This is a genomic window from Peribacillus sp. ACCC06369 (assembly GCF_030348945.1).
Lineage (GTDB): Bacteria > Bacillota > Bacilli > Bacillales > DSM-1321 > Peribacillus.
On record NZ_JAUCEN010000002.1, the window covers coordinates 3,214,097 to 3,235,070 of the forward strand.

Sequence of the window (20,974 nt, forward strand, 5' to 3'; positions counted from 1 at the left end):
AATAGGCCTCTCTCTTTTGCAGAACTTAGTTTTCTATGAATTTTTCACTTTTGGGGCATTTAATATTTCTTCAATATAAATAGGCCTATTTTCTTTAGAAGAACGCCAGACAGCCTCACCTGTTGCAACAGCATAGGCTCCATCTACACTTCCTGAAAGAATTGGGTAAGGTCTTGTTGGATCTTCACCCAGAAAAATATCTTCCTGAATAACTGGATCTCCTCCACCATGTCCGCCTTCTCTTTTCAAAACATGAATCGTCTCTTTAGAACCAAAGAGTGGAAAATACTCGATTGTCTGCTCAGGGACTGGAAAAGGAACACGGGCTGGTGCATGAAACTCTGTCGTTTCGAGACGTCCTTTTGTACCATTAATAGCTAACCGGTATCCTTCATATGGTAAAGAGAAATTGATAGAATAACTTAATAGGGCGCCTTTATCATATTTGATAGTTGCAGTATAAGTGTCTTCAATTTCAATATCTGAATCAAAGATACATTGATCTGTTCGGTAATTCGTATACGCATTCCTTCGACGGGCGTCGGAATCGATATGATCGTCTTGAACGTTTAAGCTATTGCTTCTTGAATTCCATCGACTATAATAGGAGCATTGACTCTTTTGGTTACAAGTAACACAATAGCGTCCGTCTTCTTCTTCAGGATTATGCTCACTTTTATTTCCATAGTAATTGAGAGCACCAAAGGAAAATACTTCAACAGGTTTTTGATCAAGCCACCAGTTCACTAAATCAAAATGATGTGAGCTTTTATGAATGGAAAGGCCCCCGGAAAATTCCCTATTTCGATTCCAGCGTTGGAAATAACTAGAGCCATGGTAGGTATCAATATACCAATTTAAATCAACCGAAGTAATCCGCCCCACTTTCCCTTCAAGGATTAATTCCTTCAATTTTGTGTGGAACGGACTGTAACGGTAATTAAATGTAACCGTAACTTTCCCTTTACTATCCTCTTCTGCTTCTAGTATTCTTTTACAGTCAGCTGCTGTCGTAGCCATTGGCTTTTCAGTGATAACATCTAAATCATGTTGTAACGCCTTCAAAATATATTCAACATGTGTATCATCTCTACCCGTAACAATAATGACATCAGGCTTTGTTTCATATACCATTTTTTCAAATTCATTATCACAATACTCTAGTACATCATGAATTTGCGGAAACTCTTCCTTACAAACGTTGAATCGTTTTGGGTCCTTGTCTAGTAAAGCAACTAGTTGACTGGTTTTGGAGAATTTTTCAAGAATCGGTTTAATAAACATCCCGTTTGCTCTTTTACTTACACCACAAACTGCAAACTTTTTCATGATTTACACCCCATTCTTAATTTGAAATTATCCCTTTTTACAGCTTAGGCAATAATCTTTGCATTTCTATACACGCTAGAATAAAAGAACCAACACCATGCAAATCATTTTCACAGGTTGGGCGATCTAAATAATGCTGATAATCCCCTACTCCTGTACCGATACAAATTTCAGGCATTAAAAACAATCCATTGTCATTAAACTCCATTCGATCTAACAAACCTCTATATCCTTTAATAGCAAACTCTTTAAACCTTTCATCCGTATGACCATCATTTATGGCACGAGCAATGGTATAAACAAATAATGCTGCACAAGAGGTTTCCAGCCAATTATTGATGTCATGACCTTTGTCGACTACTTGATGCCAAAGCCCAGTATCTTCATCTTGGAATTGAACAAGTCCTGTAATGAGATCCTGTAACGCTTTTACAATTTCTGGTCGTGAAGGATGTTCTTTTGGCAAGAATGCTAAAATCTCATTAAATGTAATACCATACCAGCCGATTGCTCTTCCCCAAAACTCAGGTGACTTTCCAGTATCTGGGTCAGCCCATGACTGCTGTCTTTTCTCATCCCAGGCATGATAGAACAAACCAGTCTTTTCATCCCTCGTATGTTTTCTCATTAATCTTTCTTGTTCAATCACCATTTCTAGTAATTCTGGTGCACCATACTCTTTTCCGTAATTCATGGCAAATACACCACCCATATACAAGCCATCCAACCACATTTGATACGGGTATTTATCCTTGTGCCAAATGCCTCCATCAGATGTTCTATTAAATGTTGTAAACATATTTTTCAACTTTGTTGCAGCAATTTTATATCTTGGATCATTGGTTTCTTTGTCTAATGTAAATAGTAATAGCCCAGCCTGAATAGCATCTAACTCTTCACGATTAAAATAAAAGTTTCCATCCTCATCAATAATGTTGTCCACGTATCCTTTTATATAGTGGAAGTAATCTTCCCTGCCAATGATTTCATTAAGCTGCAACATACTATATAAAAATACCCCTTGGTGGTAATGCCATCTATTTTCGGGTGGAAGTTGTGCTGGTGTATATGTTGCTATTAATGAATCACAGGCCGCCTTCCCCCAGTCCAAAGGGGTTTGAAGTTGTTTTTGTCTATCACTCTTGTTCACTATCACCATTATTGAGCCTCTCCTTTGTTTCCTATTTTAAGATTTCAAACCACTTGTACTAATCCCGTCAACGATATAACGTTGGAATATAAAGAAGATAATGAATACTGGGATAAGGCTAATGGTTGACATTGCAAACATTGCACCCCAGTTCGTTACAGAGTTTGGATCAGAAAATAATTTTAAGGCCAATGATACTGGGTATTTCTCAGGTGTTGTTAAATAAAGCAGTGGACCCATGAAATCGTCCCAACGCCAATAGAATGAGAAAATCGCCGCAGTCATCATAGCAGGTACCACTAATGGGCATATAATCCTAAAAAATATTCCAAATGTACCGCATCCATCAATTTTTGCAGCTTGATCTAACTCCGTTGGAATCGTACGGATAAATTGAATGATTAAAAAGATAAAAAATGGTGCACCAAAAAATGTTGGTAATATAAGCGGCAAATAGGTGTCAATCCATCCAAAACCATTAAACATGATATATTGAGGTATCATTACCATTTCATATGGAAGCATCATGGTAAGCATCATACAAACAAACCAGAGTTTTTTTCCAACAAAATTAATACGTGCGAAGCCGTATGCAATAAGAGTAGAAGAAAGGACACTACCGATTGTGGAAATTATTACAATAACTAACGAGTTTGTAAAAAAGGTTGTAAACGTAATTCCGCCAAACCCTTTCCAACCTTCAATATAGTTCTCAAAGTGAAATGCATCTGGAATAATTTTATGTGCTTCAACAAAGACTGTTGAACTTTCTTTAAGAGAACTGCCAACCAGCCAAGCAAGAGGATAGAGCATGAGTAAGGTAAAGAGTATCATCGTGACATGTTGTGTAACTTTTTTTAATTTCTTTTTACTTTGTGTATTCATAAACATACCCTCCTTATTTTATTTTTGTTCACCTTCGTAATGGACCCACTTATCTGAACTTTTGAATATGAATGCAGTAAGGAGAGCAATGATAACTAACATTACCCAAGCCATTGCCGATCCATAGCCCATTTCGAAAAATTCAAATGCCCTTCTATACATATAAAGAACAAACAACACTGTACTATTCATAGGTCCCCCATTTGTTACGATAAAGCTTGGTGTAAATGCCATAAAACCATTGATTACCTGCATAACAGTATTAAATAGAATAACCGGGGTCAATAAAGGTAATGTAATCTTGAAAAATTGCTGGATGGGACGTGCCCCATCCACACTAGATGCTTCGTAATATGTTTTTGGAATATTTCGCAATCCAGCTAAAAAGATCAACATGGAAGAGCCAAATTGCCAGCCATATAAAACGATAAGAGTCCAAATGGCCGTACCTGGGTCACCTAACCAAGAATGAGTCGGAAGTCCTAATGTATCTAATATGGAGTTAAAAGCTCCGTCATTTCCGAATAACTGTCTCCACATGATAGAGATCGCAATACTTCCACCTACTACTGATGGTAAGTACAACATTGTTCTATACAATCCAACCATTTCTGTAATCTTATTTAGTGCAAGTGCCACTAGTAAGGCAAAAACAAGTCGAATAGGTACAGCAACTCCTGCATAAAAGAATGTAGTCTTCATCGAAGTCCAAAACATCGCATCATTGGTGAACATACGTTGATAGTTATCAAGACCAGTCCAAGTGGGTGTTCCTAACAAATCATATTCCGTAAAAGACAAATATAAAGAGTAAAGAACTGGATAGAGTGTTAAACACATTAATCCAATGAGGAAAGGTGAGATAAAAAGATAACCAGTTAAATTTTCATAACCCGATTTTTTCTTTCTGGACTTTAAAATCTTCACTGGATTATAAGTAATTTTCTTGTTTGGAAAATGTACAACTGAGTCATGCTGTTCAGATTTTTTTGGTATCATAACCCTCATCTCTTTCTTATTAAATATAGTCGTTTAAAGGTTGCACCTAAGTACTGCTAGTTTAATTTTTAATAGAAGTGAGTGAGTATTGTAGAAAAAGAGGTCTGAAAGAAGATGGAGACCAGGACCTCTTTGTTCCTTATCGGCTTAAAATCTCTTTCGCTTGTTTTCTAAATTTCTTAGCACCTTCTTTAGGAGTCATTTCCCCATAAATAACTAACTCATCAATGTCTGCCAATGCTTGTAATACTTCAGCAGATGCAGATGGGAAGTTATCAATTGGAGAGCTATTTTCAGTAACTAATGCAATGTAATCAAATATTTTCTTTTCTGTTTCACTTAAGTTAGATGCCATTGCGTCTCTAATTTCTTGCTTCAGGGGAACTCCTCGGTCTGAACCACCAATTTCATAAACTTTAATATTGTTTACAAAGAAGTTGATGAATTTAGCAGCTTCTTCTTTATGCTTGGATGATTCTGGAATGGACCATAGCATGGCAGGTTTTAAAAACATTCCTTGTGCATTTCCCTTACCAGGAAGAAGTGTTAATTCCAATTGTTTACCAGCAGCACTCGTAAGCGCTCCAACTTGGTTGGACCAACGGAAGTCAAATGCAGCTTTCCCATGGACGATAAGTTCGTCTTCAACTCCCTTAATTTGTTGAATCACATCATATCCTGGTGCTGCACCAGAATCTACTAACGTTTTATTCATTTCCATAAAGTCAACCAATAGTTGGTCATCATCATATCCTAAGCCTGTTCCATCTTCATTAAATAACTTGAAGCCTTTTTCTCTTAAATAATATTCAAAATGATTTCCTGGCTCTAAAAGTCTTGTACCATAAGTATCTAATTCACTGTGAACCTTGTTTGCAGCGGTCAAGAAATCCTCCCATGTCCAATTTGCATCTGGAAGTGCCGTCCCTGCCTTTTCAAGCATTTCTTTATCATAAATAGCTGCCAGCGCGTTGGCTCCAGTTGGAATTCCTATAATCTTTCCTTCCTGTGTACCGGATTCCATGATCGTTTCACTTACACCTTTTACATCAATCGTCCCATTTCCCACAAATTCTGAAAGGTCAGCCAATAGCCCTTTATCAGCATATTGATTTAAATACTCACCAAAATTTTGTTGCATAATATCAGGTAGGTTGTTCCCGGCGGCTTGTGCAGCCATCTTTTCGAAATATCCATCAAACCCTGTAAACTCTGGCACAATGTTAACGTTAGGATTTTCTTGCTCATAAAGATCAATAATAGCTTGTGTCTGGTCATGTCTACTTTGAGAACCCCACCATGACATTCTTAAGGTAATCTTTTCAGACCCATCTTCTTTCTGATTTTCTTTTTCATTACCTGCATCATTTGAAGCTTTGTTTCCTGAACAAGCACTGAGCACTATTGTAAAAATAATCATTAGTACAAATAAAAGATTTTTCTTTTTCATCCTGGAACCAACCTCCCTATTCATTTCGAAAGCTTTATTGAAAACGCTTTCTAAATTAATAATAAATTAACTGAGTTTTCTAAAAAATAGAATTTTCAGATATCTATGTGAAAAAATCAGTGGTCTTTTGATTTTTCTGACAAAAAAAAACTGTTGAGTTATTTTACAACTCAACAAGCTAACTTAGGAGCAAATTACTTTTATATTCTGAAGGTGTAAACCCCGTTTGTTTTTTAAATAGTTTGCTAAAATACCCCGGATTATTCCCAAATCCAACTTCTTCAGCCACCGTAATCATTTTAACTTCTTCTTGGCTTCCTATTATTTCAATTGCTTTTTCCACTCTTCGATTAACCAGATAGCTAGAAAATTTTTCTCCTGTCTCCTTCTTGAAAAGCTTTCCTAAATAATCTGGATTCATATAAAAAACATCATTTGCAATCTTGGATAATGATATGGACTCGTCAGATATGTTCTTTTCTACATATTCTATCACTTTTCGTATGACATCACTTTGTGTTTCCTTGGTGTGATCATAATTATTTTGTGCAATCTCTACGCATATGCTTTCAATAAAATCTTTATACTGGCCTAAATTCGAAAAGTCTTTGAAATAAATGATTCGTTGAAACAGTTCATCAATCATTTCTCTTTTTGCTTGTCTTATGATGCTCATATTAATCTCTATACAATGTGATTTCACCAAGTTAATATCATATTTTTCCTTTTTGAAATATTCAAAGAATTGATTTAAATATTGTTTAACCTCTGAAATATTCCCACTTCTAATTGAAAAAATAAAATCCTCGTGATCAAGCAATAGAATATTATCAAAATATGATTTTTCTTTATGCAAGTCATTAACTGTTATAATACTTCCATTTCCTAAATAAAAACGCTGTGATAGACAATCGATAACCTCGTGGTAAAGCCTTCGCAGTTGATAAATACTTCCAACATTACTTATGCCCGTAGTGAATTCCAATTTATAGATAGTTGAAAACACTTCTTTTACGTTCTTAATTTTTTCTATCAGTATTTGATTTGGACAGCTTTCACACAAAATGACAATTCTTTCACCAATTATTGTACAAAGTTGGATGGTATAGTTGTTATTTAAACGATCAACAGCAATCTCCTTTAAGGCAAAAATTTTCTCGAAATCATGACCTTCATCCTCATCAATCTCTAAAATAACTAATTTGAATTTCTGTGATGTTACTTTAATTTCAAATAATTGGCTGAAGTACTCCCATTCAGGTATCCCACATTTTTTATTTGTAATAAACTCCTTAAGGAATTGCTCTTTCGCTTTAGGCATTACATCTTGCAGGCTTTTTTTTATACTTGTTACCACCTGTTCCTTTTCTTTTTCTTTGTTTAATTCATCTATAACATTTTTTAGTGCTTCTTCAATTTTTGATTCATTGCTCGGTTTAAGTAAATAGTACTTGACATTGTATTGCATGACCTTTTTCGCATATTCAAATTCGTCATAACCTGAGAGGATAATAAATTTAATATGCGGAAAAATAGAGTGAACTTTTTCAATTAGTTCAACTCCACTCAGCCCTGGCATTTTAATATCTGAAATCACAATATCAGGAGGATTTTCCTGGATGAAATCAAAAGCAATCCGTCCATTGTGTGCTTTTTTTATAAGAGTTGCCCCACAATTCTCCCAATTTACAAGAGACGCTATCCCCTCTAGGATATTAATTTCATCATCTGCTATCAGTACCTTATACATGATATGTTTCACCCCATCCTACATGGTAATGTGATAATGACCCTCGTACCTTTCCCTTTCTCACTTTCCATTTGTATTCCATAAGAACTGCCAAACATGAGTTTAATTCTATCATTGATATTTCGTAATCCTATTCCGGTGCCCTTTGGCTTAATTTCTCCCTTAAAGATAGACGTAATAGTCCCCTGATTCATTCCTGGGCCATTATCTTCTACAACAATATGAAGATCTTCATTATCTAAAGTATAAATATCGACTGTTATACTACATCCGGATTCGGATTCCTCCACCCCATGCTGAATAGCGTTTTCAACAATGGGTTGAATGGACAGTTTAGGAATAAGATAATGTTCAATATCGGTCAAGCTATTTAAAGTGAAATGAAGTCGTTCCTGATATCGATATTTTTGTATGGTAATATAGTTTTCAACAATCTGCAGTTCTTCTTTAATAGAAATAAGCGGGGCCTTTTTACTAATGATATTTCTCATCATATTCCCTAATGCTTCAACCATAATATAGATTTTGGGTTGTTTATTGATTTTTGCAATCCAGTTAATAGAGTCTAAGGTGTTGTATAAAAAGTGAGGATTTATTTGTGCTTGCAATGCCTTATACTCTGTTTCCTTTATCATCAATTGTTTTTCATAATTTTCTTTAATTAAAACATTTATTTTATTGATCATCGTTTGAAAATCTTTATGTAATTGTCCCACTTCATCATTCGAATACTTTCCTTCCCTAAATACTGATGGTTCAAATCTTCCTTTTTGGACTTGTTTCATTTTTTCGGTTAATCCTTCTAGAGGTTTAGATAAAGCACTTGCAGCTCTTCTGCTCAAGAAAATCGTAAACAATATCATAAAAAATAAATACAGAACCATCCAGTGTTTGATAATAGTAGTTTGCTCAGTAATAGTGTCATAAGGAAGAAAGTGGTAGTATGTTAAATTAGAAAACTCCGAATCTTGAAATGCCACTAAATAGTCTTTCCCTTCAATATCCATAATTTCGTAACCGCTTTCATTTCTCCCTTTCGGAAAACTATGTTTTTTTAATTCGTTCAAATCACTCCTATAAACGATTTCATTGTCTTTAACAATGACAAAACCGTTATCGGAGGGGATTTTTAAACTCCCTCGAATGAGGTTATCCATATCGATGGTTATCATTAATGTTCCTAGCAATTCTAGACTTATATTTTTTTTATCTCTGATCATTCTTGCTGCTGTTAACTTATTTTGATTTTCCATTCCATCCCATACATTCGTCCCTTTTTTCGAAAGGGCAAGGGGAACAATTTCCTCTGCATTGTGTTTTATTTTTGTATTATACCCGGCTATGTAGGTTCCTCCCTGATTATCTATAATCTGAAGGGAAGATATATATCTTTCTTGGGTTGCGAATGAAACTAATCCCTCTATTAATTTGTCTTTTGTTCTATAGGTTTCAAATACTTTTGGGTTCTTAATTATTTGCTTCAATGAGTTTTGAACAAAATTATCAGTACTAATCTGAAAGGATAGTTGTTCCATCTTTTTTAATTCATTATCTAAAACAGCTGAAGATAATTGAAGGGTTTTTGCTGATTCTTTGTAAATTTGCTCTTCATACATCCTTGAAAAATAATGAAATGCGATTATTCCTATCAAACAAAATACGACTAATAACAACAACATAATGGAAAATATCTTATCCTTTATTTTAAAGTGAAAAAAAAAGTATTTCATATTCATTATAATCAATCCTCAATTTTTACTACTTTTCTTAATATTACGATAATAACTGCATAATTTCTCTTTTTCAATGGTATAAGGTCACTATTTAATTTCCTATTCAATAAAACAGAAGGCTATGTAAAAATTAACATCCTATCCCTATGCACCTTTTCTTTTCTTTTGTTTGATATTTTTATTGCTCAATTTATAAACAATTGAAAATACTACAGCTAATCCTGCAACTTCACCTAATGAAGCAGCAATTGCCCCGTTAATACCATTCCACTCTGGGAAGAAGTATAGAAAGATAGCTAGACTGATTATGACCGTTATTAGATTTACTACTTGAGAAAGTACCATACGCTTTGTCTTTCTTTGAAGCATAAGAAATCCATTAAGAAAGTCTACAATTGGAAAAACCAGCGTTTTTAATATAAAGAATTTCAGAACTCCAATTGTTGTTGCCGCTAAGACTTGATCTGCCCCCATAGCAACCTTCATAAACCAACTGCCTAATGGTGAAAAGCACAATACTGTAAGTAAGATAGAGGGAGTAAGACCTATTAATAAAGTAAAATTAATTACTTTCTTTTTATTTTTTTCATAAAATTGCAAAACAATCTGGTGTGTATACATAAAAAAACTTAAAGTCATGTTCGTGATACTAAGTGCAAGAGCAAAGGAAGCGATTCCCATTTGAATATTTTCGGATTTTGCCAAAAAAACATAAACAATTGGAATCATCATCGTTTGAAAAATGAAATAAAATACCAATGGAGTATAAAAATATACGATATCAGACTTTCGTAAATTAGAGGATTCGGTTGTACTCGGATATTCCTTAATAAGGAAATGGCCCTTCCATACGCTAATGAGACATTCAATGATCATCCCTGCTAAGAAAATAACCGCTCCTGCAACACTCGTTACATAATCAACCTTAACTAACAAAAAAGAGATAACAAACATGGTAACTAATCTTACAATTACCCCAATCGTAATCCACTTTGTTTCAAGATGATTGATAATAATCCCTTGATAAATACCACGTATCCCGGAAAATATTAATACGAGAATGATAATTTTAAAGGTTTGTGAAATAGTGTGAACCATATTTTCATCTGCATTAAATAAATGGACATACATCCAGTCGCCTATCCTGCTAAATGCCAATATAGAACAAAACAATAGAACGATTCCAATTACATACATAAAAAATACAGCAAGAAGTTTAAAAGATTGTTTGTCATTTACTAAAGCTGAACTTGTTTGTCTAAACACAATAATCGGTCTTTCAACAATTTGGAAAAGAGAAAAAGCTACTGCATAACAAGCAATAATAAAGGCGGCATCTTCTGTGCGTGTTAAAGTACCATTAATAATGAGGTGTGTTATAGATGTTAAGCTGGCAGAAAATCCCAATGGGATAAAAAAAGCACTAAGCTGCTTATAGGAAACCTGGCTATTTAAGCTTTTCAACGCAAATTACCTCTTTTCTCTATAATATTGGTTATTCAAACACAAAATAACAACGTTGTTATTAACAATACATGACTATAAGTAAAACAACAAATACTTTTTTTGCAAAAATCAGAATTATTAATTTCCATACACTTTCTAAATGATTTTATCCTTTTTAACTTATTAGTTTTTATGATCTTAATTATTTAGTCATGGTTATCTTGTTATTCACAAGGTTTTTCCTTATCATTAATAACAATGTTATTATTTCTGGTTATTTTTTGGGGGGGAATCATTATTTGGGAACTACTATTAAAGATATAGCCAATGTTTCAGGAGTTAGTTTTTCTACTGTTTCAAAAGCATTAAATAATAGCCCACTTGTTAAACTTGAAACAAAATTAAAAATATTGAAAATTGCTGAAGAAATGGGATATGAACCTAATTTTGCAGCTCGAAGACTAGTTTCAAAGGAAACGAAAATAATTGGTTTAGTTTGGCCTTCTATAGAAAGAATTGCATTATCAACACTTGTTACAAAAATTAATGCTGAAATTGAAAAAAATGACTATTCCATGATTTTATCAATCAATTCCACCAAATCAGCAGTTGAAAAATTTAAACGGTTTCAAGTGGATGGAATCATTATTTTTGAGGAAAACGATAACCAAATAGACTACTTATTATCTTCAAAAATCCCTATCATATCTTATGGGCATTGTAATAATCAAACCACTATACCTTATATAGATGTAAACTATAAAAAAGCCATGTATCTTGCCGTTGAGTATCTATATAAATTAGGACACAAGGATATTTCATATATTGGTGATTTTTCACTAAATGATTCACGTCAAACAGAAAAGTATGCGGGTTTTTTAGAAGCAATGAAACAATTTAATTTACAAATTATAGGTCAATCACTTATAAATACTGGTGGCCTTGATTGGCAAAGTGGTTATAGGGCAACAAATCGTCTACTACAGTCTTCCGAAATCCCTTCTGCCATTATAGGTGGTAGTTATGATATTAGTGGTGGGATTATCCGGGCTGTAATGGAAAATAACTTAATCATTCCAAAAGATATTTCTATTATTGGCTATGACAACATTCCAAAAATGGGAGACCTAGAAACTCCATTAACAAGTATTGGTGTACCAGTAGAAATTCTAGCAAAAAAAATAACGGACTCTCTTTTTCAACAAATTCAAAACCCTAATTCCGTCCCACTTATTCAAAAGCTTAAGCCTGAATTAAAAGAGAGAATCTCATGTGCCCAAGTAAAAAAGGATTGAACTAACATAAAATCCTTTTTTTCTAGATAGTCATCCTTATTAAAACTCTAATAAACTAGTTGAATTTCCCATTTTTTCTATCTAATAACATTATTCGTCAATAATATTAATCCCTCTTCTAAGTTGATCAACTAAATAATACGTGTACTTTTCATCCCAATCATACTGATTTATTTTCGTCTGCTATTATTGAAACTTAAAATCCTATAAGAAGTGTAGCTATTGCAGACACTGCTGGTTTTACTAATCAAGTTTTTGGACTGAGCCATCTACTTCATTTTCGGTTTGCACCTCACCTTTGATACCTGTCTGCTTTAATTGCTGATCACTTTCACGTCAGTGTATTCAAAGCGGGGTTTCTAGTGGGTCTCTTTGCACTAGCTGACGCTATATCTAGGTAAACTTTCCCGTTATTGGTCTCGGGTATAAATCGCAAGAAGGCAGTAATTATTTGTACTTGGTGTTTTCGTTCTTGGTAACATTGCCTCCATATTTGCATCAAACTTTACCATGGCATTCATTTCGCATTAGGGGCCGTTTACATCTTATTATTCTTAATGGGACAGTTCACTGGACCTATGGCTTTAATTGTTTTGGTTTGGGGGAAAATAATATTAGTCAATATTGGATTACGTCTGCAGCACCGGAAGCTCCTGAATTTGTACTGCTGTAGGTGGGTTATTATATCAGGAATGGGCATGGCATCCAATTAGTCGTATTAGTGGGATTCTTATTCTTAATATTGAGTTTGGTAAAAATAACTTCCTAGGTAAGAAATTAAACATCCTACAATAAACAAACCGGAGAGAGATAAATATATCCCCCTCCGGTTTGTTTTTATTAACATTCCTTGTTAAACTATTGCCGCCCCTTTTATTCCGTAAGTAAGCTGCCGCAGCAACAGCAAGCTACTTTTAGTTTATTATCTATCTCCAAGTAACTCGTTAAAACAGTACTTCAACGTTAAATCCTCCAGGCGCTTCTACGTAGAATGTATACCTGTGTAAGTGTTGTGGAGGTTTTACTTTGAATCCATCATCTTTCAATCGTTGATTGATACTGTTAACTTGTTCTTCATTTTCTTGTATGAATCCAACATGAAAAGTCTTGGGGTATTGTACATTGCTTCCTTTCATTAGAGTCAATATGGAACCATCATCATCTTTCATTGCGGCGAACCCATCTCCTCGACTTCCTTCACATGTCAATCCAAAATATGTTTCTAAAAACTCACATGAAGCTGTAACATCATTAACAGTTAAATTCAAATGATTGATTTTCATTCTTTCACCCCTTCCTTTTTAGGTATTCTTTAATTGTATTACATTTATTTTTTATCTTGACTCTCTCGTTAAGATAGTTAATTTTTCACATGCCATCCTGCCCTTAGCATGATAAGAAAAAGCGATCCTTCTCAAGAAGAATCGCACTCGTTAGTTCATAAGCAGGAGGTTGTATACAGCTCCTGACTTATTATCTTATCTGCTGGCGCTTTTTTAGAAGGTCGTCGAGGCGGGAAAATTGTGAAGCACATCCCTCGACTATCCCCATTTCCATTACTTGCTGAAGACCCTCGACTGAATTGAATCGAGAATGCATGATCAGCTTTGTCCTACCCTCGTGTTCAACAAACGTCATCGTTACCAGTGTTTCTGGCATACTTTCGGCTGCGTTGCCTTCTTCATCTGAAAACATATCCGTTAAGACAATCTTCTCCGGTACAATAATTTCTTGATAGACGGCTTTACCCCAAGATTCTTGGCCATAAAATTCACCTTGGTTTTCATCTGTGCACCGCATGCAATAATGCCAAACGCCGTCAGGCTTAAAATTAAACTCTCGATTTTCCGTTTGCCATCCCTTCGGTCCCCACCAGCTAGCCAACTGCTCAGGTTTTGAAAACGCGTTAAAAACAAGGTCCCGTGGCGCGACAAATATACGCTCCATGATGAGATCCCGACCCTCTACGTTAGTTGTGATGTTGTCAGTTATTTTGTTTTCAGACATGTTAATTCCTCCTTCCTATTTTTGAAATAAATCATTCCTTCTATTTCGTCACATTGTCAATCTTTTCCTTCCATTCAAGCAAATAATCATCCTAGTGACAGGAACTACAAGATAAAAAAAAGGTCAACCAGTATAAAAACTGGCTGACCTTTTAATACGAACTTCAATATAGAACTCCATTACAATATTTTTTCATTTTCAAAGTTAGTGTTTGACTCTACTTTCTTAGCCAGTTTAAATTTATAGAATAAAATAGAGGCTACCAAAAATCCTATTCCATAAAACAGTCCTACTCGTTGGGTAGGGTCAAAAGCAAGGAATACAAGAATCAGCAAGCAAAAGCCTAAACAAAACAACGGGACAAATGGATAAAAAGGTACTTTATATTGTAACTCTTCCGTTTTCCCTCCCGCTTTTATAAATTTCCTGCGAAACATATATTGCGATAAAGCAATTCCCATCCATGAAATTGTGACGGAAATACCTGCTATTGACATAAGTATCACGAACACAGTATCCGCAGCAATGAAGCTTGTCAATAATGATAGAAGAGAAAAGGATATGGTAAAAAGAAGGGCATTCAACGGCACTTTCCTATTTGACAAAATACCAAACAGCTTAGGTGCCATCCCATCATGGGCCATCGACCAAAGTAAGCGTGTAGATGCATAAAGACATGAATTCCCCACAGAAAGGATGGCTGTCAAAATTATGAAATTCATGATCCCTGCTGCATAAGGAACCCCCGCTATCTTCATTAAAGTTACAAAAGGACTTTCCAATAAGCCTAATTCTGAAGAAGGGAATATGGCAGAAAGGATAATAATGGACGCAATGTAAAAAACAATGATTCTAAAAAGGACATTTCGTATGGCTTTTGGTATGTTCTCTTCAGGTTTTTCACTTTCCCCTGCTGCTATTCCTATCAGTTCTGAACCTTGATAAGAAAATATTACATTCATCATTGTCACAAAGATAATTGTAATGCCCCCTGCTGGAAAAAGACCGGAAGGAGCCAGGTTTTCAAAGAATGGGGTTGGACGATCAGATAAAGAGACAAAACCAAAGATGCCCGCGATTCCAATCAAGATAAATAAAATAACTGCAACGATTTTTATACCGGCGAACCAATATTCCGCCTCTGCAAAACCTCTTGTCGTCAATGCATTCAAGGTAAATAAAAGCACTATGAACACTGCACACCAAATCCAGGTAGGAATATCGGGGAACCATTGTTTCATCAATATTCCTGCTGCTGTAAATTCAACTCCTGCAGTTGCGGCTGAACCGACGAAATACATCCATCCGAGCGAAAAACCAGCCGAAGGCCCAATATATTCAGCAGCATATTTTTGGAAAGAACCTGTAACCGGCATATGAACGGCTAGCTCACCCAGACAAACCATTACCATATACAAAATAAGACCACCGGCTAAATATCCCAACAGGGCGCCTCCTGCCCCTGCTTGGTTAATTGTATAGCCTGCATTTAAAAAAAGGCCTGTACCAATAACGCCGCCAAGCGAAAGCATAAATAAATGACGTCTTTTCATTGAGCGTTGCAGTTGATCATTATTCTCCAGTCCATCCCCCATATAATCACGTCCTTATCTTATCTATTAACCTATTTCTTCTCCCAAACTATCTTAGAATCTCAAAGAGAGACAACTAAGGCCGCCATCTTGTTTTTGAAATTCAGACATTTCCACTTCAATCACCGTGTATCCTAAATCTTCTATTTTTTTCTTTGTTCCCTCAAATCCTTTCGGGACAATAACATGGTCGTTCATTCGGACGCAGTTACCCGAATATTCTTCTTCTTGTTTTACAGTTATTTGATTAAAGCTTGAAAAAACCTCGTGATTGATGAATTCTCCGGCCACTAATAAATTATTGTCCCCCAGGTAATTGACACCCGTTTTTAAATGAAAGAATTTCTTAAGGGGAATGATGGTCGTATCATAACCATACTTACCCATGATATCCTTGAACTGCAGAGCTCCTGCTTCATTAGTTCTCGATGAAAGGCCAACATAGAAGTGATCTTCAACCTGCATTACATCTCCGCCATCTAACATGCCTGGGGATTGAATATACTCGATTGTGTCATAAAATCCCTTTAAAACTTCTTTCATTTCAATAACCTCACCATTTCGGCTTTCTGCACCAGGATTCGTTACAAGGGCACATTTTGGCGTCAACACGGCGGTATCTTCTACAAACGTAGAATCAGGGTATGTTTCATCAGAATCCAGAACGGTCACTTTCACACCGCAGCGTTTTAATGCTTCTACATAAGCCTCGTGTTGTACAAGCGCTTTTTCATAATCCGGGTTTCCTAAATCCGATGTTGTTAATCCATTTACAAAACTTTTTCCAATCTTTCGTACAATCGCATGTTTAAACATATATATTCCTCCTAAATAGGTAGCTTATCTTCTTAAGATTTGGGAGGTTAATAAACCTCCCGTACTTTAAATGTAATTTGACTTTTATCCCTTTTCTTTAGCAATCGCTTAACTATTCCAAAGCAGATACTAAACTCTTCCTTCAATCATTTTATTGACTGCATAATTTATCCGCTATCCCTACAAAATATCGCACTCCATACCCTAAAGCTTTCTCATCGATTTTAAATTTAGGATGGTGCAATGGATAAGCTTTTCCAAACTCATTATTATGGACGCCTATGAACTGCATGGAAGAGGGAACGATTTCGGAAAAAGCTGAAAAATCTTCGGTCCCGAACATTGGATCATCAACATGGATGATATGATTTTCTTCAAAAATCCCTTCCATGACCGTTCTCGAAATATCAACGGCAGCTTTATCATTCACTACGGCTGGATATCCTAAATACCAAGTAATTTCACATTTTGCCCCATGCGCTTCTGAAATCCCCTTAACGATTTGCTCTAGATGCTCCCTTGCTTTCACTCGGCTATCAGAGTCCAATGAACGAATGGTACCGCCGATTTCTGCATATTCAGGTATGACATTGAGCGCACTTCCGGAATGGAACTGAGTGACTGAAATGACAGGTGTCCTTAGAGCTGAAATTTTTCTGGAAACGATATGTTGAATATTCGTCGTAATTTCGGCACCAATGATTAACGGGTCCACCGTTAATTCCGGTGTCGACGCATGTCCGCCCTGACCAATTATTTTAAGTTCAAAATCATCAGCTGCTGCACAGAATACCCCTTCCCTTAAACATATCGTTCCAGTGTTTTCATAAGGAGTAACATGCAATGCAAATGCATAATCCACTCCTTCCATGACCCCTTTTTTCACCAATTCCTGAGCTCCCCCTGGCAGAACCTCCTCAGCGTGTTGGAAAATAAACCTGATTTCTCCATTAATCGCTTCTTTTTTCCCAGAGAGGACTTTAGCAGCACCTAATAACATTGCAGCATGTGCATCATGTCCGCATGCATGCATAACCCCAGGATTTTTTGATTTATATTCAACTTCTGCTTCCTCTTCTATCGGGAGTGCATCAATATCTGCACGAAAAGTGATGGTATTAGATTTTCGTGCAGATTTTTTAGCACCTTTGAGAACCGCCAATACGCTCGTTTCGGTAGGTCTCGTCACCTCTAGTCCTGTAAAGGTTTTTAATTTCCTGTAGATGAATTCAGAAGTCTGGTGCTCCTGATATGAGAGCTCCGGATTTTCGTGAAAATGACGTCTCCATGAAATCACTTCATCCACAACTGTCTCCTGTATTGTCTTCATCATGAATGCCTCCTTGATCATTTAGTTGGAATATTCAGACTTTTCAAATCTTTAAAAAGGGCCATACTGTATGCTTTGAGCAATGATCAAAAAGATAATCGCTACCGCAACCTGAATCAAAAGAAATGGAAACACCCATTTTACCCATTTCGTAAATGATATGCCTGCCACTGCCAGTCCAGCCAACAGCACTCCAGAAGTCGGAAATATCATATTCGAGATCCCATCCCCTAATTGGAAAGCTAGCACTGCCGTTTGTCTTGTCACACCCATTAAATCCGCTAATGGAGCCATAATCGGCATCGTCAATGCCGCTTGTCCACTTCCAGATGGAACAATGAAGTTAAGAAATAATTGGACAATGAACATTCCGATTGCATTTATGGCGGGAGGAAGCTGCTCAACCAATCCTGCAGCATAATATAAAATAGTATCCAGCAATCCGCCACTTGTAATGATGACCAAGATTGTCTGCGCAATTCCAATTATCAATGCGCCAGAAACCATATCGCCTGCTCCTGAAATAAAACCATTGGCCATCTTGGATGGGGTCAGGCCTCCAATCATGCCCATGATGATCCCGCTTAATAAAAACAAGCCTCCAATTTCACTTATATACCATCCTAATTTAATGACTCCATAGACTAATAGGATGAAATTCACCAATAAAATAATTAAAGCAGCGCTATGTCTCTTACTCATCTTAAAGTTTTTATCAAGATGTGCATGATCTTCACGCCTGAATTTCCCATACTCCCCCAGTTCGGGGTTTCTTTTCACCTTCATTGCATGGAAATAGATGTACAATACTGTAATTACATAAAACACTGCAAGAAGAGCTATGCGCAATCCCATTCCCGAATACATGGGCAGTTCTGCAATGCTTTGGGCAACCCCTACATTAAAAGGATTTGTAATCCCCGAAATGAATCCAGTCGCCAATGTACCAAGGATAACGATCGCAAAACCTGTAAGTGCATCAAAACCTAATGCAATCGTCATCGGAACAATGATTGCGATATAGACTAACGCATCTTCAGCAGAGCCGATCAGTGTCCCTAATGATGCGAAGATTAATACCATCAACGGAATAAGCAATTTCTCTTTTGTTCCGAATCGGACAGCCACAAATTTAATGAATGAATCAAGGGCTCCTGTTGCCTGCATGATTCCGAGAGCCCCGCCAAACAAAAAGACGAACAAGATTATTGACGCCCCTTCAATCATCCCCGCATGAATGCTGCTGAACATTTCCAATAACCCTACTGGTGTTGATTCGACAAATTCAAAAGAAGTGGGATCGACTACACTTCGGCCATCTTTTTCGATTCTTTCATATTGGCCTGCAGGTAGGATATAGGTCAATACTGTCACTATTACAATTACGATAAACATCAATACAAAAGGATTTATCCCTTTTTCCGGTAACTCCGTTAGCTGGTTAAGTGGCTTATTTTTCTGATTAAGCGGCTCGGAAGTGATTTGACCATTAGGCAGGTCATTCATATAAATACCCCCAGTTAAAGTTTTAGACTTTTAATCCAGTTTTCCAGTCGAAGGGATAGGATCCCTCCATCACTTCTCAACCAAGCACTTAAACATACTCTTTATTAACTTCTCCAGCATAACGGGCGTATGGACGAAGGCACTATCAATGTGAAGGCGCTCAGTACGCTGGTGTGCATCCTTGCCGAACGGACCCACATTGAGCACGGGTGCCTGAAGTCTTTGCATATCAGCAAAAGGAATGCTGTAAGTATCGCCCCAGACTGGCGTATTCTTTTCAAAAGCCGTCCAGCCATCAGACCCCTCACGATAATGAACATAGCTTAAATCGCAAATACCATTGAAATAATGAATTTGGCTGACTTCTTCATCAAGGAAGCTGGCAGTTTCCTTGATTAAATTCACAGAATTTACGATAAGCGGATCATCTGACGTATTGACGGCTGGATAATATGGCGGTGCAAACAGCAATACAATGGCGGGTGCAAGCTCCTGACATTGTATCATCAGTTTTTCAGCGATTCGCAGTGACTTTTCCCGCTCATCCAAATCCATGTTCCCTTTTACTTCACTCTTGATTCGTTCAACAAAATTGCCTCCAAATTTCCCCTCGGCATAAGAAAGTAACTTTTCGTAGCGCAATACTTTTACTTCTCCTACACCTTCAATTTGTTCACGCTGGCAAAGAGCTTTATATGATTCATTGCAATTCATCGCTGCTTCCTTTGCAACCTGCTCGAATAAATCCATAATTTCTGCAGCGCTTCTTTTCATGATGAAAACATTATAAAGCGCGGCTGCAAGATAAGGTGTCTGTGTTGAATATTGCAGTTTCAAATCTTTTTGCTGAAGCGATACGGGTAAAGGTGTTTCCTCGCCCAGATCACTTTCCTGAAAAAGAGTGTTCCACTCCATGAGCTGCGTAAGAAACGAGGCTATATAGTTGGCAGTTATCCCCTTTAATGGTTCACCCACGTGAGTTTCCTTCCCATAAAAAAGAGCAGCTGGCATGATTTTTCCCAACGTTCCAGAATAAATATAATGACTTTCATCGCCCGGTTTCTGTGAAAAGGATGGTTCACTATTTAAAAACATTTTATAGGAAATGTCATATTTATCACGTAAGGTCACAAGTTCTTTAACTGCAGCCCTCATTCCCGCAGAATTCACTTCCTCATCAGGAACCGTTAACAGCAGGAGATTGATTGGCCATTGTTCAATGCTTGCCTTTTCGATGATAGCCATGTGAAGGGCAAGTCCCATTTTCATATCCATCGTTCCCCTGCCAAACAAGTACTTTCCCGATTCAAGATCAATGCGCGCTTCTTCCGGGAGATCATCTTTCCGATCATGAAGTTTTTTCGTGAGCTCCTCTGGTTGAAAAGCGAGAGACTCAAGATCACCGTATTCTTCGGTATGAACTGTATCAAAATGGCTAATTAATACAACTGTCTCCTTTGCTTCAGGATGTTTATAAAAGGCATTGACAAAATTTCTCCCTAAATCAGCTTCGTGAAGCGATAAGTACGCCGGATTCCTTTTATAATAATCAAGCTCTCTTAATTTCTCTTGTAACTTATAAGGAAACGTGCTTTCCCCCATTGTAAGTGTACGGCTTTCCCAGCTAACAAGTTCACATAACAAAGCACGAAGCGTTTCCGGAGTACCCCATAGTAATTGACTCAT

Annotated in this window: 16 protein-coding genes and 1 pseudogene; 2 read left to right on the forward strand and 15 right to left on the reverse strand. The window is 36.5% G+C overall.

What is annotated here, in order from left to right; genetic code table 11:
- Positions 1-33 precede the first annotated feature (33 nt).
- The 8 genes from QUF78_RS16400 to QUF78_RS16435 all read right to left on the reverse strand — a co-directional run bounded on the left by QUF78_RS16400 (position 34) and on the right by QUF78_RS16435 (position 10,760).
- Positions 34-1,329 (reverse strand): Gfo/Idh/MocA family protein, encoded by a 1,296-nt coding sequence (locus QUF78_RS16400; RefSeq protein WP_289325510.1) that lies wholly within the window; start codon positions 1,327-1,329, stop codon positions 34-36.
- A gap of 37 nt (positions 1,330-1,366) precedes the next feature.
- Complete coding sequence (locus QUF78_RS16405; RefSeq protein ID WP_289325511.1) at positions 1,367-2,488, reverse strand: glycoside hydrolase family 88/105 protein; 1,122 nt, start codon at positions 2,486-2,488, stop codon at positions 1,367-1,369.
- A 27-nt stretch (positions 2,489-2,515) separates the two neighbouring features.
- On the reverse strand, positions 2,516-3,364 hold the full coding sequence (locus tag QUF78_RS16410) for a carbohydrate ABC transporter permease (protein WP_370015557.1): 849 nt from the start codon (positions 3,362-3,364) through the stop codon (positions 2,516-2,518).
- An 18-nt stretch (positions 3,365-3,382) separates the two neighbouring features.
- The gene (locus tag QUF78_RS16415; protein WP_370017066.1) at positions 3,383-4,306 is read right to left on the reverse strand and encodes a carbohydrate ABC transporter permease; all 924 of its coding nucleotides are present in this window, start codon (positions 4,304-4,306) and stop codon (positions 3,383-3,385) included.
- A gap of 196 nt (positions 4,307-4,502) precedes the next feature.
- Positions 4,503-5,813, reverse strand: a complete 1,311-nt coding sequence (locus QUF78_RS16420) for an ABC transporter substrate-binding protein (RefSeq protein ID WP_289325513.1) — start codon at positions 5,811-5,813, stop codon at positions 4,503-4,505.
- 178 nt (positions 5,814-5,991) lie between these two features.
- Complete coding sequence (locus QUF78_RS16425; RefSeq protein ID WP_289325514.1) at positions 5,992-7,563, reverse strand: response regulator transcription factor; 1,572 nt, start codon at positions 7,561-7,563, stop codon at positions 5,992-5,994.
- Between the two features lie 8 nt (positions 7,564-7,571).
- Positions 7,572-9,179 (reverse strand): cache domain-containing sensor histidine kinase, encoded by a 1,608-nt coding sequence (locus QUF78_RS16430; protein WP_289325515.1) that lies wholly within the window; start codon positions 9,177-9,179, stop codon positions 7,572-7,574.
- Between the two features lie 261 nt (positions 9,180-9,440).
- Positions 9,441-10,760 (reverse strand): multi antimicrobial extrusion protein MatE, encoded by a 1,320-nt coding sequence (locus tag QUF78_RS16435; RefSeq protein ID WP_289325516.1) that lies wholly within the window; start codon positions 10,758-10,760, stop codon positions 9,441-9,443.
- A 281-nt stretch (positions 10,761-11,041) separates the two neighbouring features.
- Between QUF78_RS16435 and QUF78_RS16440 the strand changes: the two genes are divergently transcribed.
- Positions 11,042-12,037 (forward strand): LacI family DNA-binding transcriptional regulator, encoded by a 996-nt coding sequence (locus QUF78_RS16440; protein WP_289325517.1) that lies wholly within the window; start codon positions 11,042-11,044, stop codon positions 12,035-12,037.
- 227 nt (positions 12,038-12,264) lie between these two features.
- Positions 12,265-12,336 (forward strand): annotated as a pseudogene (locus QUF78_RS27890) (Tn3 family transposase); the annotation flags it as partial.
- 645 nt (positions 12,337-12,981) lie between these two features.
- On the opposite strand, the gene QUF78_RS16450 reads toward QUF78_RS27890, so the two are convergent.
- From QUF78_RS16450 to QUF78_RS16480, 7 genes are all read right to left on the reverse strand, one after another.
- On the reverse strand, positions 12,982-13,320 hold the full coding sequence (locus tag QUF78_RS16450; RefSeq protein WP_289325518.1) for a VOC family protein: 339 nt from the start codon (positions 13,318-13,320) through the stop codon (positions 12,982-12,984).
- A gap of 190 nt (positions 13,321-13,510) precedes the next feature.
- The gene (locus tag QUF78_RS16455) at positions 13,511-14,044 is read right to left on the reverse strand and encodes an SRPBCC domain-containing protein (RefSeq protein ID WP_289325519.1); all 534 of its coding nucleotides are present in this window, start codon (positions 14,042-14,044) and stop codon (positions 13,511-13,513) included.
- A gap of 179 nt (positions 14,045-14,223) precedes the next feature.
- Complete coding sequence (locus QUF78_RS16460; RefSeq protein ID WP_289325520.1) at positions 14,224-15,639, reverse strand: amino acid permease; 1,416 nt, start codon at positions 15,637-15,639, stop codon at positions 14,224-14,226.
- A 51-nt stretch (positions 15,640-15,690) separates the two neighbouring features.
- On the reverse strand, positions 15,691-16,452 hold the full coding sequence (locus QUF78_RS16465; RefSeq protein WP_289315927.1) for a dimethylarginine dimethylaminohydrolase family protein: 762 nt from the start codon (positions 16,450-16,452) through the stop codon (positions 15,691-15,693).
- 151 nt (positions 16,453-16,603) lie between these two features.
- Positions 16,604-17,782, reverse strand: a complete 1,179-nt coding sequence (locus tag QUF78_RS16470; RefSeq protein ID WP_353957915.1) for an amidohydrolase — start codon at positions 17,780-17,782, stop codon at positions 16,604-16,606.
- A gap of 51 nt (positions 17,783-17,833) precedes the next feature.
- Entirely contained in the window at positions 17,834-19,177 is a 1,344-nt protein-coding gene (locus tag QUF78_RS16475) for a YfcC family protein (RefSeq protein ID WP_370017067.1), read from the reverse strand.
- A gap of 180 nt (positions 19,178-19,357) precedes the next feature.
- Positions 19,358-20,974, reverse strand: a complete 1,617-nt coding sequence (locus QUF78_RS16480; protein ID WP_289325523.1) for a M20/M25/M40 family metallo-hydrolase — start codon at positions 20,972-20,974, stop codon at positions 19,358-19,360.